This window comes from Pseudomonas sp. TE3786, assembly GCF_054057335.1.
In genome coordinates, this window is record NZ_JBSRZF010000003.1 from 92,889 (window position 1) to 107,757 (window position 14,869).

Genomic DNA, 14,869 nt, shown 5'->3' on the forward strand with positions numbered 1-14,869 from the left:
CACTGCCGGGCGTGCACAGGGCGGTGACGTTCAGATACGTTTGGCCTGAGCGGCGGCGTTGCCCGCATAGCCAGCAGGGGTCAGTGCGCGCAGCTGGACCTTTGCGTCGGCTGGAATATCGAGGCCGTCGATAAAAGTCTGCAGAGCTTCGCTGCTGATGCCTTTGCCGCGGGTCAGCTCTTTGAGCTTCTCGTAGGCGTTCTCGACACCGAAGCGGCGCATTACGGTCTGTACCGGCTCGGCCAGCACTTCCCAGCAGGCGTCGAGGTCGGCAGCGATGCGTTGTTCGTTGAGCTCCAGCTTACTGATGCCTTTCAGGCTGGCTTCGTAGGCGATGACGCTGTGGGCGAAGCCGACACCGAGGTTGCGCAGCACGGTGGAGTCAGTCAGGTCACGCTGCCAGCGCGAGATCGGCAGCTTGCTGGCCAGGTGTTGCAGCAGGGCGTTGGCGATACCCAGGTTGCCTTCGGAGTTTTCGAAGTCGATCGGGTTGACCTTGTGCGGCATGGTCGAGGAACCGATTTCGCCGGCAATGGTGCGTTGCTTGAAATAGCCCAGGGAGATGTAGCCCCAGATATCGCGATCGAAGTCGATCAGGATGGTGTTAAAGCGCGCTACGGCGTCGAACAGCTCGGCGATGTAGTCGTGCGGTTCGATCTGGGTGGTGTAGGGGTTGAAGCCCAGACCCAGTTCTTTCTCAATGAATTCGCGGGCGTTGGCTTCCCAATCGATAGCCGGGTAGGCCGACAGGTGGGCGTTGTAGTTGCCCACGGCGCCGTTGATTTTGCCCAGCAGCGGCACGGCAGCGACCTGAGCGATCTGGCGCTCCAGGCGGTACACGACGTTGGCCAGCTCTTTACCCAGGGTGGTCGGCGATGCCGGTTGGCCGTGGGTGCGCGACAGCATCGGCACGTCGGCGAAACGGTGGGCCAGTTCGCGGATGGCGTCGGCCAGTTGCTGCATCAGTGGCAGCAGCACGGTGTCGCGACCTTCCCGTAGCATCAGGGCGTGGGACAGGTTGTTGATGTCCTCACTGGTGCAGGCGAAGTGGATGAACTCACTGACAGCGGCCAGTTCAGGCAGCTTGGCGACTTGTTCTTTAAGCAGGTATTCCACGGCTTTGACGTCGTGGTTGGTGGTGCGCTCGATTTCTTTCACGCGCTCGGCGTGCTCGACCTGGAAGTTGTCGACCATGGCGTTGAGCAGGGCGTTAGCCTCGGCCGAGAAGGGTGCTACTTCCGGAACGCCGGCGTGGGCGGCCAGGCGCTGCAGCCAGCGCACCTCAACCATGACGCGGAAACGGACCAGGCCGTATTCGCTGAAGATTGGGCGCAGAGCGCTGGTTTTGCTGGCGTAACGGCCATCAACGGGGGATACCGCGGTGAGCGAGGAGAGCTGCATGGGGCGTTCTCGGACAGTCGGGCGACGAAAAGGGGCGCGAATTATACATAGAAAAGACTCGCCTGGCCCGGGTTGAACGAACTGCTCTGTCGGGTTTTTCCTTTGCGCCATTGCTGAAACGACTTACTCCCGTGGGAGCGGCTTCAGCCGCGATGCCCTTAAAGATCAAAAGCATCGCGGCTAAAGCCGCTCCTACGGGGCAGTGGGGTTGGTTAGCTGCGCACCAGTGGATACAGGTCTTTAAGCAACTTGCGACGGTTCAGCACCAACTGCCAGCGATGGCCACCAAGCTGACGCCACAGGCGCGCCGAGCGAATACCTGCCAACAGTAGGGCGCGAATCTTCGCCGCGTTGCTCGGTTGTTGCAGGTTGCGCATATCGCCATGCACCTGAATGCGCTGACGGAAGGTGCTCAGGGTGTCCTGGTACAGGCCACCGCTGGCGGCGATCACGTTCTCGTGCACCAGACCGAAGTGCTGCACCTGCTGCTGGATCTGATCGAGGCGTTTGCCTATGGTCTGCAGCATGTCGTCGCGCTTGGCCAGCTTGCGCTCCAGGCCCAGCAGGGCGAGGGCGTAGCGCAGCGGTTCGCGTTGCAGGGTGGTGGGGTCGCGCTCCAAGGCGCTGAGCAGGGCGCGGTAGCCGTTGCGCAGGTTGATGTCGTCGCCGCCATAGACGTCCAGGGTGCTTTTCGGATCGCGCACCATCAGGCTGCCGAGCATGCAGCTCAACGCGCTTTCGCTGATTTGCCCGGTGCGCGCCACCTGATCGACCAGAAAGGCGGCTTCAAACACCCCGCCCAGGGCGATCAGTTGTTCCTGAGTCGGCGTCATGCGCGCTTTTCCTTACTGCTCCAGGGTTCTGCTACTTCTATTACGCCGCCGCCGAGGCAGATTCCGCCGTCGTAGAACACCACGGACTGGCCAGGAGTCACGGCGCGCTGCGGCATGGCGAAGCTGGCGCGGTAGCCGCTGGCGGTTTTTTCCAGGGTGCAGGTCTGGTCGCCCTGGCGGTAGCGCACCTTGGCGGTGAGCTGGCGCGGGCTGCTCAGGTCGACTGGGTTGACCCAGTAGATTTCCGAGCAGAGCAGGGCGCTGGAAAACAGCCACGGATGTTCGTTGCCCTGGCCGACTACTAATACGTTGCGCTCGAGGTCTTTGATCAGCACGTACCACGGCTCTTCGCCGGCATCTTTCAAGCCGCCGATGCCCAGGCCCTGGCGCTGGCCGATGGTGTGGTACATCAGGCCGTGGTGGCGGCCGATCACTTCACCTTCGGTGGTTTCGATATTGCCCGGCTGGGCGGGCAGGTACTGCTTGAGGAAGTCGCTGAAACGGCGCTCACCAATAAAGCAGATGCCGGTGGAGTCCTTTTTCTTTGCCGTGGCCAGTTCGTGTTTCTCGGCGATGGCGCGCACTTCCGGTTTTTCCAGCTCGCCGACGGGGAACAGGGTCTTGGCCAGTTGTTCGCCGCCGACAGCGTGGAGGAAATAGCTCTGGTCCTTGTTCGGGTCCAGCCCCTTGAGCAGCTCAGTGCGGCCCTCGATATCGCGGCGGCGCACATAGTGGCCGGTGGCGATCAGGTCGGCACCAAGCATCAGGGCGTAGTCCAGAAAGGCTTTGAACTTGATTTCCCGGTTGCAAAGGATGTCCGGGTTGGGGGTGCGTCCGGCTTTATATTCAGCCAGGAAGTGCTCGAACACGTTGTCCCAGTATTCGGCAGCGAAATTGGCGGTATGCAGCTTGATGCCAATTTTGTCGCACACCGCCTGGGCGTCAGCCATGTCGTCCATGGCGGTGCAATATTCGGTACCGTCGTCTTCCTCCCAGTTTTTCATGAACAAGCCTTCCACCTGGTAACCCTGCTCAAGGAGCAGAACGGCGGAAACGGAGGAATCGACACCGCCGGACATGCCGACGATCACGCGGGTAGAGGAATTGTCACGCATAAGGATTCGGATGCAGGGCTTTTCGGAAAAACGCGATTCTAACAGGGCCGTCGCCGCAGCGGTTATCGGTGCTCATTCATGCCATTCAGTTTCGCAGCAGAGCCAGCGGGAAACGCTCACCCTGCAGGTAGTCATCGATGCAGCGCAGAACCAGCTCGCTACGCCAGCGCTCCGGCTGGGCGGCCAGCTCTTCGCGGGTGAGCCATTGCGGGCCGATGATGCCGTCGTCGAGCTGGTAATTGTCCCGTGCTGCCAGCGGCTTGGCGGCAAAGCACACGCGTTGGTAGGTCACGCCATTGCTGGGGGCGGTATAAAGGTAGATGCCGGTGACGGCGGTCAGCTCCACATCCCAGCCGGTTTCTTCCAGCGTTTCGCGAATAGCCGCCTGCATGAGACTTTCGTCGGCTTCCAAGTGGCCGGCAGGCTGATTAAATACAGCGCGGCCGCCAGCGGTTTCTTCCACCAGAAGAAATCGGCCCTGATCTTCGACGATGGTGGCCACGGTGACATGAGGGGTGAAGCGCATGGGTAACTCCTGTGCGATCAGCGCGCGGTGAGGTGTTCAAGCCGGCACCAAAAAAGGCAATATCGGGTCAAGCTGCTAGGCTGAAAAGCGCCACTATATATTGCTATATGTAGTGCGAATGTAGTTTGACTACAGGGATAGGCTTGATGCCGTAATCATGCGGCCTCCAGCGGGTGTTTAGTCCTACAAATTCAAGAAAAGTGCGTGACTTTCTGTAGAAATACTACAAGAATGGCCCGCCTTTCCGAGACCAATTCAAGTTCCATATCGCCGCGCCAATCGTGTGGCGGGATGTCAGACCACGAAAGCAACGGAGTCCAGCATGGGATACCAAAAGATCCAGGTGCCAGCAACCGGTGACAAAATCACCGTTAATGCCGATATGTCCCTGAATGTACCGAACAACCCAATCATCCCTTATATCGAAGGTGATGGCATTGGCGTTGATATCAGCCCAGTGATGATCAAAGTCGTTGATGCTGCCGTAAACAAAGCCTACGGCGGCGAGCGCAAAATCTCCTGGATGGAAGTTTACGCTGGCGAGAAAGCCACTCAGGTTTACGATCAAGACACCTGGCTGCCAAAGGAAACTCTGGAAGCTGTGCGTGATTACGTTGTATCGATCAAAGGTCCTTTGACCACTCCAGTTGGTGGCGGCATCCGTTCCTTGAACGTGGCCCTGCGTCAGGAGCTCGATCTGTACGTTTGCCTGCGCCCAGTGCGTTGGTTCACCGGCGTACCTAGCCCGGTGAAAAAGCCGCAAGACGTCGACATGACCATCTTCCGTGAAAACTCGGAAGACATTTATGCCGGTATCGAGTGGAAAGCCGGTTCGCCGGAAGCGGAAAAAGTTATCAAGTTCCTGAAAGAAGAAATGGGTGTTACCAAAATCCGTTTCGACCAGGACTGCGGTATCGGCGTCAAGCCGGTGTCCAAGCAAGGTACTCAGCGTCTGGTGCGTAAAGCACTGCAATATGTGGTCGACAACAACCGCGACTCGCTGACCATCGTGCACAAAGGCAACATCATGAAGTTCACCGAAGGTGCCTTCAAAGATTGGGGCTACGAAATCGCCAAAAACGAATTCGGTGCCGAGCTGCTGGATGGCGGCCCTTGGATGCAATTCACCAACCCGAACACCGGTAAGAAGGTCGTGGTTAAAGACGCCATCGCCGACGCCATGCTCCAGCAGATCCTGCTGCGCCCGGCTGAGTACGATGTCATCGCTACCCTGAACCTCAACGGTGACTACCTCTCCGACGCCCTCGCGGCCGAAGTAGGTGGTATCGGTATTGCTCCGGGCGCTAACCTGTCCGACAACATCGCCATGTTCGAAGCCACCCACGGCACCGCGCCTAAGTATGCTGGTAAAGATCAGGTGAACCCAGGTTCGCTGATCCTCTCCGCTGAAATGATGCTGCGTCACATGGGCTGGACCGAAGCGGCCGATCTGATCATCGACGGCGTTAACGGGGCGATCTCCGCCAAAACCGTTACCTACGACTTCGAGCGTCTGATGGACGGTGCCAAGCTGCTGTCTTGCTCGGCGTTCGGCGATGCCATGATTGCTCACATGTAATGTGAGCCGTTAAGGCACAAAAAAAGGCCGGTCTAATGACCGGCCTTTTTTATGCGTATTGAATCTAGCCAGGCTAGGTATCACGCATCAGAGGTAACTGCCTGCGGCTGCGTAGCGGCCACCGGTGGTGCATCGGCTGTCTGGGTAATCGAGCTGATGTTGACCGCGTGCAGGCCCTTGGGGCCCTGAATAATGTCGAAGCTGACCGGCTGGCCTGCTTTGAGGGTTTTGTAACCGTCCATCTGGATAGCCGAGTAGTGGGCGAACAGGTCCTCATCTCGGCCGTCGGCCAGGATAAATCCGTAGCCCTTGGCGTTGTTGAACCACTTGACCTTACCGCTAAGCATGCTGATATCCCTCTGCAAATACACCCACCACTGGGGTATTATCCGTTACGACTCCGCGCTGGAAGCATCCGCTTTGGTAAGCGCGCGGACCCTGATACCCTCGATTGGGTATTCTCTGTTTGTAACACCGATTTACTGATAGTCAAGGCGACGGCACGACCGTCTGCGAAGTCGGTCAAAATCTTGTCTGTCGTCCCACTCCTACAATTACGAACCTTTCATCCCACATGCGTGTAAGTAGCCAGATTCGACTAACATTCAATCAGGACCATCCCGAGCCGCATGAGGATGACGCCTCTGGCTTGGCCGTGCAGGAAGCCAAGCCAGCCTTACAGGCGCCGCCGATGTACAAGGTTATTTTGTTCAACGATGACTACACCCCGATGGATTTCGTTGTCGAAATTCTTGAAGTGTTCTTCAGTTTGAATAGAGAAGTGGCAACCAAAATCATGCTGACCGTTCATACAGAGGGACGGGCAGTATGTGGCGTGTTCACCCGTGATGTTGCGGAGACCAAGGCAATGCAGGTCAACCAATACGCGAGAGAGAGCCAACACCCGCTACTCTGTGAGATAGAGAAAGACGGTTAATTGCGACTGCTTGGTTATGAGGTGAAGCTATGTTGAATCGAGAGCTCGAAGTCACCCTCAATCTGGCCTTCAAGGAGGCCCGCACCAAGCGTCATGAGTTCATGACGGTTGAGCACCTCTTGCTGGCCTTGCTGGACAATGAGGCTGCCGCCTCGGTCCTGCGTGCCTGCGGAGCGAATCTGGACAAGCTGCGCAATGATCTGCAGGAGTTCATCGACTCCACCACCCCCCTGATCCCTCAGCACGACGAAGAGCGTGAGACCCAGCCAACCCTGGGCTTCCAGCGGGTACTGCAACGCGCGGTGTTCCATGTGCAGAGTTCGGGCAAGCGTGAAGTGACCGGTGCCAACGTGCTGGTGGCGATTTTCAGTGAGCAGGAAAGTCAGGCGGTGTTCCTGCTCAAGCAACAAAGTGTCGCGCGTATCGATGTGGTCAACTTCATCGCCCACGGCATTTCCAAAGTTCCCGGCCACGCCGACCACACCGACAACGATCAGGAAATGCAGGACGAAGAGGGCGGTGAATCCTCCTCGTCGAGCAATCCGCTGGACGCCTACGCCAGCAACCTCAACGAGGCTGCGCGCCTGGGTCGAATCGATCCGTTGGTAGGTCGCGAAAGCGAAGTCGAACGCGTGGCCCAGATTCTTGCCCGTCGCCGCAAAAACAACCCGTTGCTGGTCGGTGAGGCTGGTGTGGGCAAAACCGCCATCGCCGAAGGCCTGGCCAAGCGCATTGTCGACGGCCAGGTGCCGGACTTGCTGGCGGACAGCGTCGTCTATTCGCTGGATCTCGGCGCGTTGCTGGCCGGTACCAAATACCGCGGCGACTTCGAGAAACGCCTGAAAGCATTGCTCAACGAACTGCGCAAACGCCCGCACGCCATTCTGTTTATCGATGAGATCCACACAATCATCGGAGCTGGCGCGGCCTCTGGCGGCGTGATGGATGCCTCGAATCTGCTCAAGCCCATGCTGTCCTCGGGTGAGATTCGTTGCATCGGTTCGACCACCTTCCAGGAATTCCGCGGCATCTTCGAGAAAGACCGTGCGCTGGCTCGTCGCTTCCAGAAAGTGGACGTAACCGAGCCGTCGGTGGAAGACACCATCGGCATTCTGCGTGGCCTCAAAGGACGTTTCGAGCAGCATCACGGTCTGGAGTACAGCGATGAGTCGCTGCGCGCCGCCGCTGAGCTCGCCTCGCGCTATATCAACGACCGCCACATGCCCGACAAGGCCATCGACGTTATCGACGAAGCAGGGGCCTACCAGCGCCTGCAACCGGTCGAGAAGCGCGCGGCCCGCATCGAGGTTGAGCATGTTGAAGATATCGTGGCGAAAATCGCCCGGATTCCCCCAAAACACGTCACTAGCTCCGACAAGGAGCTGCTGCGTAATCTTGAGCGCGACCTCAAGCTGACCGTGTTTGGTCAGGATGCCGCCATCGATTCGCTGGCCACCGCCATCAAGCTCTCGCGTGCCGGGCTCAAGTCGCCGGACAAGCCGGTTGGTTCGTTCCTGTTCGCCGGGCCTACCGGTGTGGGTAAAACCGAGGCGGCGCGGCAGTTGGCTAAAGCCATGGGTATCGAGTTGGTGCGCTTCGACATGTCCGAGTACATGGAGCGCCATACCGTTTCCCGCTTGATTGGTGCGCCTCCAGGCTACGTCGGTTTCGACCAGGGCGGTCTGCTCACCGAAGCCATCACCAAGATGCCGCACTGCGTGTTGCTGCTCGATGAAATCGAGAAGGCCCATCCGGAAGTCTTCAACCTGCTACTGCAGGTGATGGACCACGGCACCCTGACCGACAACAACGGCCGCAAGGCGGACTTCCGCAACGTGATTCTGATCATGACCACCAACGCCGGTGCCGAAACGGCAGCGCGGGCCTCGATCGGGTTTACCCATCAAGACCACTCCACCGACGCCATGGAAGTGATCAAGAAGAGCTTCACGCCGGAGTTCAGAAACCGTCTGGATACCATTATCCAGTTCGGCCGCCTGAGCCACGAAGTGATCAAAAGCGTGGTCGACAAGTTCCTCACCGAGCTGCAGGCGCAGCTCGAGGACAAGCACGTCACGCTGGAGGTCAGCGATGCAGCGCGCAACTGGCTGGCCACCGGTGGTTACGACACGCAAATGGGTGCACGTCCAATGGCGCGTCTGATCCAGGACAAGATCAAGCGTCCGCTGGCAGAAGAGATTCTGTTTGGCGAGCTGGCCGAGCATGGCGGTGTGGTGCACATCGATGTGGTCGATGGCGAGATGACGTTCGATTTCGAAACTACAGCGGAAATGGCGTAGGGCGAAAATGGCGTAGCCATTTGCGCCGTCAGCGGCTTAAAACCGCACCAACAAAAATGCCCAGCAGATGCTGGGCATTTTTATTCGTACTGGCTTAGCGCGCGCGGTAAGTGATGCGGCCCTTGCTCAGATCGTACGGCGTCAACTCAACACGTACTTTGTCGCCGGTAAGAATGCGGATGTAGTTCTTGCGCATCTTTCCGGAGATGTGCGCGGTTACGACGTGCCCATTTTCCAACTCCACGCGAAACATGGTGTTAGGTAGGGTGTCGACGACAGTGCCTTCCATTTCGAAGCTGTCTTCTTTCGACATGCAGTAAAGCCCTCGGTTACCAATGAATGGCCCGGTGCAACTGGCGCCAGGCAAAAGCGGCGTGCATTGTGCCCGAAAACAGGCCCTGTCGCCAAGGTATTCAGGTGAGGGTGATCCAGCGTTGATTGACGAACAGCTCGATGGGCCGGTATTGGGTCTTGTAATTCATCTTCCGGCAGCTCTTGATCCAGTACCCCAGATACACCGCGTGCAGCCCTATACGGCGGGTTTCGGCGATCTGCCAGAGAATCGCGAAGCGTCCGAGGCTGCGCCGTTCTTCGTCGGGATCGTAGAAGGTGTAAACCGCCGAAAGACCGTTGGGCAGCACGTCGGTGACGGCTATAGCGACCAAACGGTCGTCGAGGCGGAACTCATAGAAGCGCGAGAAGGGCAGGTCACGCACCAGAAAGGTGGTGAACTGGTCGCGGTTGGGCGGGTACATATCGCCGTCGGCATGGCGTTGTTCGATATAGCGGGCGTAGAGGGCGTAATACTCTTCGTTGAAGTTCGGCCGCACGGCGCGCACTTGCAGGTTTTCATTGCGTTTGAGAATGCGCCGTTGCTGGCGGTTGGGCTGAAACAGCGCCGCTGGAATGCGTGCCGGCACGCAAGCGGTGCAGCCTTGGCAATGGGGGCGATACAGGTGGTCGCCGCTGCGGCGAAAACCCATTTCCGAAAGTTCGGCATACACCTCTACATCCATGGGCTGACTGGGGTCGAGGAACAGCGTGGTGGCCTGTTCGTCGGGCAGGTAGCTGCAGGGATGGGGCTGAGTGGCATAGAACTTAAGGCGCGCCAGCTCGGTCATGGTCAACACTCTTGAGAGCCTGGGCTTAAGTGTATGCCAGGGTTCCGCACTCGACTAGGCGAGCCAGTCCGCAGTGCTCGGCTTATCCAAGTGTTGGGCGAGAAAGTTGGCGAAATCGGTGCGGGCAATGGGCCGCGCGCCGAAGCTGTGCAGGTGTTGCGTGGGCATCTGGCAGTCGATCAGGACAAAGCCCCAGGCCTTGAGATGCTCGACCAGGGTGGCAAAGCCCACCTTGGACGCGTTGTCGGCATGGCTGAACATCGATTCGCCGAAAAACAGCTGCCCCATCGCCAGGCCATACAAGCCGCCGACCAGCTTGCCGTTCTCGCGCACCTCCACGGAATGGGCAAAGCCCTGCTGATGCAGCTTCAGATAAGCGGCCTGCATGGCATCGGTGATCCAGGTGCCATCGGCATAGCTGCGTGGCCCCGCGCAGGCGGCGATCACAGCAGGGAAGTCCTGATCGAAGCTGACCTGGTAGCGACCCTGGCGGATCACCTTGGCCAGGCTGCGGGAGATATGCAGTTCGTCCGGAAACAGTACGGTGCGTGGGTCGGGCGACCACCAGAGAATCGGTTGCCCTTCGGCAAACCAGGGAAAGCAGCCATGCCGGTAGGCCGCCACCAGGCGTTCAGCGCTCAGGTCGCCGCCAGCCGCCAGCAGGCCATCGGGATCGCGCAAGGCTTTCTCTAGCGGAGGGAATTCGAGGGTGGTGCGTTGCAGCCAAGTGAGCATGGTCAGGCCCGGCCGAAGAGAGGAGGGCGGGCCGCTTGGGCCCGCCAGCGGGACTTAGAGGTCCAGGTATTTCTCGGCATCCAGCGCGGCCATGCAGCCGGCACCGGCTGAAGTGATCGCCTGGCGGTACACGTGGTCAGCCACGTCGCCGGCAGCGAATACGCCTTCGATATTGGTGGCCGTCACATTGCCTTCGCTGCCGCCTTTGATCAGCAGGTAACCGTCGCGCATTTCCAGCTGGCCAGTGAATAGATCGGTGTTTGGCTTGTGGCCGATGGCGATAAACACGCCAGCCAGGGCCAGCTCCGAAGTCTCGCCGGTATTGCTGTCGCGCAGGCGCACGCCGGTCACGCCTTTGTTGTCGCCCAGTACTTCGTCGAGGTTCTGGTTCCAGTGCAGGCGCATATTGCCGTTGGCGGCTTTTTCGAACAGCTTGTCCTGGAGGATCTTCTCCGCGCGCAGCTTGTCGCGACGGTGCACTAGGTGCACTTCCTTGGCGATGTTGGACAGGTACAGCGCTTCTTCCACGGCAGTGTTGCCGCCGCCAATAACCGCGACTACCTGGTTGCGGTAGAAGAAACCATCGCAAGTGGCGCAGGCCGAAACGCCCTGGCCGGCGAATTTTTCTTCCGAGGGCAGACCGAGGTACTGAGCGGAGGCACCGGTGGCGATGATCAGGGCGTCGCAGGTGTAGGTGCCGCTGTCGCCCTTGAGGGTGAAAGGTTTGCTCTGCAACTCAGCGGTGTGGATGTGGTCGTAGACAATCTCGGTGTCGAAGCGCTCGGCGTGTTTCTGCATGCGCTCCATCAAGGCCGGGCCGGTCAGGCCTTCGACGTCGCCGGGCCAGTTGTCGACTTCAACGGTGGTGGTCAGTTGGCCGCCGGGTTGAATACCGGTAATGACCAAAGGTTTGAGGTTGGCCCGTGCGGCGTACACAGCAGCGCTGTAGCCGGCAGGGCCGGAGCCCAGGATGATCAGGCGTGAATGCTTGACTTCGCTCATAAAAAGACCCCATAAGCCTTTGTCACAAAAGAGAATGCGTGCTCCAATTGGGCCGCACGAAAGATGCTGGCGGCTATGCTACACCGAAGCAGCAGAGCCCGGCAAAACGCGCCACAGGCGCGTGGCAACACGCGGGTAAATCCGTACAATGGCCGAGTTTTCGCCGCCAATCGTTCAGTTGGGCGCGCCACAGGCGCAGGAAAAGACGCGTTTTGAAGAATTCCACCACCACCGCTCAAGCACCAGTCTGGCGTCAGCAATTGCACTACCGACTCAAGGAAGGTGCGTTGATCGCCCTCGGTGCGCTGTGCCTCTATCTGTGGATGGCATTGCTCACTTACGACCAGAATGATCCGGGCTGGACCCACACCAGCAACGTGGTGCAAGTGCAGAACGCCGCTGGCCGCGCCGGTGCCTGGTTCGCCGACATCCTCTTTATGGCCCTCGGCTATTTCGCTTACCTCTTTCCCGGCCTGCTGGTGATCAAGACCGTGCAGGTGTTCCGCAATCGTCATGAGCCGTGGCAGTGGAATGGCTGGTTGTTTTCCTGGCGGTTGATCGGCCTGGTGTTTCTGGTGCTCTCAGGCGCCTCGCTGGCCTATATCCATTTCCACTCGGGCGGCACCATGCCAGCCTCGGCCGGCGGTGCCCTGGGCGAAAGCCTCGGCCAGTTGGCCGTTGCTGCGCTGAACGTGCAGGGCAGCACCTTGCTGTTCATTGCCCTGTTCCTGTTCGGCCTGACAGTGTTCAGCGACCTGTCGTGGTTCAAGGTGATGGATATCACCGGCAAGATCACCCTCGACCTCTTCGAACTGATCAACAGCCTGATCAACAACTGGTGGAGCTCGCGGGTCGAGCGCAAGCAGTTGGTCGCGCAATTGCGTGAAGTCGATGACCGTGTCAGCGAAGTGGCCGCGCCAGTGGTACATGACCGCCGCGAACAGGCCAAGGTTAAAGAACGCATCATTGAGCGTGATGACGCCCTGAGCAAACACATGACCGAGCGCGAAAGCCGCCCGGCACCGATCATTACCCCACCCGCACCGCCCAAGGCCGCCGAGCCGAGCAAGCGCGTGCAGAAAGAGAAACAGGTCTCCCTGTTTGTCGACAGCGCGGTGGAAGGCACCTTGCCGCCGATTTCCATCCTCGACCCGGCCGAGAAGAAACAGAAGAAATTCTCCCCGGAATCCCTGGAGGCCATGTCGCGCCTGCTGGAGATCAAGCTCAAGGAGTTTGGCGTCGAGGTCATCGTCGAGTCCGTGCACCCGGGCCCGGTGATCACCCGTTTCGAAATTCAGCCGGCCGCCGGTATCAAGGTCAGCCGCATTTCCGGCCTGGCCCGCGACCTGGCGCGTTCGCTGGCAGTGATGAGTGTGCGGGTGGTTGAAGTCATTCCCGGCAAGACCACCGTTGGTATCGAAATTCCCAACGAAGACCGGCAGATCGTGCGCTTCTCCGAAGTGCTGTCCTCGCCCGAGTACGACGACGCCAAGTCTCCCGTCACTCTGGCCCTGGGCCATGACATCGGCGGCCGCCCGGTGATCACCGACCTGGCGCGCATGCCGCACCTGCTGGTGGCCGGTACCACCGGTTCCGGTAAGTCGGTGGGCGTGAATGCCATGATCCTGTCGATTCTGTTCAAGTCCGGCCCGGAAGACGCACGCCTGATCATGATCGACCCGAAAATGCTCGAGCTGTCGATCTACGAAGGTATTCCGCACCTGCTGTGCCCGGTGGTCACCGACATGAAGGAAGCGGCCAACGCCCTGCGTTGGAGCGTGGCCGAGATGGAGCGCCGCTACAAGCTGATGTCCAAGCTCGGAGTGCGTAACCTGGCCGGCTTCAACCGCAAAGTGAAAGACGCCGAAGAGGCGGGCGAGCCGATTGCGGACCCGCTGTACAAGCGCGAAAGCATTCACGACGAAGCGCCGCTGCTGAAAACCCTGCCCACCATCGTGGTCGTCGTCGACGAATTCGCCGACATGATGATGATCGTCGGCAAAAAGGTTGAAGAGCTGATCGCTCGTATCGCGCAAAAAGCCCGTGCCGCCGGTATCCATCTGATTCTTGCCACCCAGCGCCCATCGGTGGACGTGATCACCGGCCTGATCAAGGCCAATATCCCGACCCGTATGGCGTTCCAGGTGTCGAGCAAGATCGACTCGCGGACCATCCTCGATCAGGGCGGTGCCGAACAGCTGCTGGGCCACGGTGACATGCTTTATCTGCCGCCGGGCACTGGTTTGCCGATTCGCGTGCATGGTGCCTTCGTTTCCGACGAAGAGGTCCACCGTGTGGTGGAAGCCTGGAAGCTACGTGGCGCGCCGGATTACATCGACGACATCCTCAACGGTGTGGAAGAGGCCGGTAGCGGCTTCGAAGGCGGTGGTGGCGGCGGCGAAGGCAGCGAGGGCAGTGAAGACGACCCGCTGTACGACGAAGCCGTGCGTTTCGTGACCGAAAGCCGTCGCGCGTCGATTTCCGCGGTGCAGCGCAAGCTGAAGATCGGCTACAACCGTGCCGCGCGTATGGTCGAAGCCATGGAAATGGCCGGTGTGGTCACCGCCATGAACACCAACGGCTCCCGTGATGTGATTGCCCCGGCGCCGATCCGCGACTGACGCCGCCGCGTTTACCCCTTTATTTGTGTGACCCAATGACGAGGATTTACATGCGCCTGATCCGCTTGCTGTTGCTGGCCGCCCTGGCTGTTGCTGCGATCCCGGCACAAGCCGATGACGAAGCTGCGGTGCAAAAACTCACCCAGTTGCTCAGCCAGGCCCAGACCATCACGGCACGCTTTTCCCAACTGACCCTCGACGGCGGCGGCACCCAGCTGCAGGAAACTGCCGGTGAGCTGGCGTTGAAACGTCCGGGCCTGTTCCGCTGGCACACCGATGAGCCGCAGGAGCAACTGCTGGTGTCCAACGGCCAACAGGTATGGCTGTACGACCCGGACCTGCAACAGGTGACTATCCAGAAGCTCGATCAGCGCCTGACCCACACTCCGGCGCTTTTGCTGTCCGGTGATGTGTCGGAAATCCGCCAGAACTTCGATATCAGTTTCAAGGAAGCCGGCGACGTGGTGGACTTCACCCTCAAGCCGAAGGCCAAGGACACCTTGTTCGATAACCTGCGCCTGTCGTTCCGCAAGGGGGTGATCAACGATATGCAGTTGATCGACAGCGTTGGCCAGCGCACCAATATTCTGTTCCTTGCCGTAAAGATGAACCCGGCGGTAGACGCCAAGCAGTTCACTTTCGAAGTGCCCGCCGGTGCTGATGTAATCCAGGAATAACCTGCTTCCCTACGAGACGCTG

At 59.4% G+C, this 14,869-nt stretch carries 14 protein-coding genes; 5 read left to right on the plus strand and 9 right to left on the minus strand.

Annotated elements, in window-relative coordinates:
- Positions 1-30 precede the first annotated feature (30 nt).
- From purB to ACVW0Y_RS04840, 4 genes are all read right to left on the minus strand, one after another.
- Positions 31-1,401, minus strand: coding sequence for an adenylosuccinate lyase (gene purB, locus ACVW0Y_RS04825; RefSeq protein ID WP_457436443.1), 1,371 nt, complete (start codon positions 1,399-1,401; stop codon positions 31-33).
- Positions 1,402-1,613: 212 nt separating this feature from the next.
- Positions 1,614-2,234 carry a high frequency lysogenization protein HflD gene (gene hflD / locus ACVW0Y_RS04830; protein WP_457436444.1) on the minus strand — a complete coding sequence of 207 codons (621 nt, stop codon included), beginning with the start codon at positions 2,232-2,234 and terminating at the stop codon, positions 1,614-1,616.
- A complete protein-coding gene (mnmA, locus tag ACVW0Y_RS04835; protein WP_457436445.1) occupies positions 2,231-3,349 on the minus strand; it encodes a tRNA 2-thiouridine(34) synthase MnmA in 1,119 nt (372 codons plus the stop codon). The genes hflD and mnmA overlap by 4 nt, the downstream gene beginning before the upstream one ends.
- A gap of 85 nt (positions 3,350-3,434) precedes the next feature.
- Complete coding sequence (locus ACVW0Y_RS04840) at positions 3,435-3,875, minus strand: NUDIX hydrolase (protein WP_457436446.1); 441 nt, start codon at positions 3,873-3,875, stop codon at positions 3,435-3,437.
- 322 nt (positions 3,876-4,197) lie between these two features.
- Between ACVW0Y_RS04840 and icd the strand changes: the two genes are divergently transcribed.
- Positions 4,198-5,454 (plus strand): NADP-dependent isocitrate dehydrogenase, encoded by a 1,257-nt coding sequence (icd, locus tag ACVW0Y_RS04845; RefSeq protein ID WP_457436448.1) that lies wholly within the window; start codon positions 4,198-4,200, stop codon positions 5,452-5,454.
- An 80-nt stretch (positions 5,455-5,534) separates the two neighbouring features.
- Here the strand turns inward: icd and cspD are convergent, their stop codons facing one another.
- On the minus strand, positions 5,535-5,801 hold the full coding sequence (gene cspD, locus ACVW0Y_RS04850) for a cold shock domain-containing protein CspD (protein WP_457436449.1): 267 nt from the start codon (positions 5,799-5,801) through the stop codon (positions 5,535-5,537).
- Between the two features lie 227 nt (positions 5,802-6,028).
- Here cspD and clpS point away from each other — a divergent pair, with 227 nt between their 5' ends.
- Both clpS and clpA read left to right on the plus strand, forming a co-directional pair.
- Positions 6,029-6,391 (plus strand): ATP-dependent Clp protease adapter ClpS, encoded by a 363-nt coding sequence (clpS, locus tag ACVW0Y_RS04855; protein WP_457436450.1) that lies wholly within the window; start codon positions 6,029-6,031, stop codon positions 6,389-6,391.
- A 29-nt stretch (positions 6,392-6,420) separates the two neighbouring features.
- Positions 6,421-8,691, plus strand: a complete 2,271-nt coding sequence (gene clpA / locus ACVW0Y_RS04860) for an ATP-dependent Clp protease ATP-binding subunit ClpA (RefSeq protein WP_457436451.1) — start codon at positions 6,421-6,423, stop codon at positions 8,689-8,691.
- Between the two features lie 94 nt (positions 8,692-8,785).
- Here the strand turns inward: clpA and infA are convergent, their stop codons facing one another.
- The 4 genes from infA to trxB form a co-directional block, all read right to left on the minus strand.
- On the minus strand, positions 8,786-9,004 hold the full coding sequence (infA, locus tag ACVW0Y_RS04865) for a translation initiation factor IF-1 (RefSeq protein ID WP_002553999.1): 219 nt from the start codon (positions 9,002-9,004) through the stop codon (positions 8,786-8,788).
- A gap of 100 nt (positions 9,005-9,104) precedes the next feature.
- Complete coding sequence (locus ACVW0Y_RS04870) at positions 9,105-9,812, minus strand: arginyltransferase (protein WP_457436452.1); 708 nt, start codon at positions 9,810-9,812, stop codon at positions 9,105-9,107.
- A 54-nt stretch (positions 9,813-9,866) separates the two neighbouring features.
- The gene (gene aat, locus ACVW0Y_RS04875; protein ID WP_457436453.1) at positions 9,867-10,547 is read right to left on the minus strand and encodes a leucyl/phenylalanyl-tRNA--protein transferase; all 681 of its coding nucleotides are present in this window, start codon (positions 10,545-10,547) and stop codon (positions 9,867-9,869) included.
- 54 nt (positions 10,548-10,601) lie between these two features.
- A complete protein-coding gene (trxB, locus tag ACVW0Y_RS04880; protein ID WP_457436454.1) occupies positions 10,602-11,549 on the minus strand; it encodes a thioredoxin-disulfide reductase in 948 nt (315 codons plus the stop codon).
- A 212-nt stretch (positions 11,550-11,761) separates the two neighbouring features.
- Between trxB and ftsK the strand changes: the two genes are divergently transcribed.
- On the plus strand, positions 11,762-14,170 hold the full coding sequence (gene ftsK / locus ACVW0Y_RS04885) for a DNA translocase FtsK (protein WP_457436455.1): 2,409 nt from the start codon (positions 11,762-11,764) through the stop codon (positions 14,168-14,170).
- A 50-nt stretch (positions 14,171-14,220) separates the two neighbouring features.
- Positions 14,221-14,847 (plus strand): outer membrane lipoprotein chaperone LolA, encoded by a 627-nt coding sequence (lolA, locus tag ACVW0Y_RS04890; protein WP_108094538.1) that lies wholly within the window; start codon positions 14,221-14,223, stop codon positions 14,845-14,847.
- Positions 14,848-14,869: the final 22 nt, after the last annotated feature.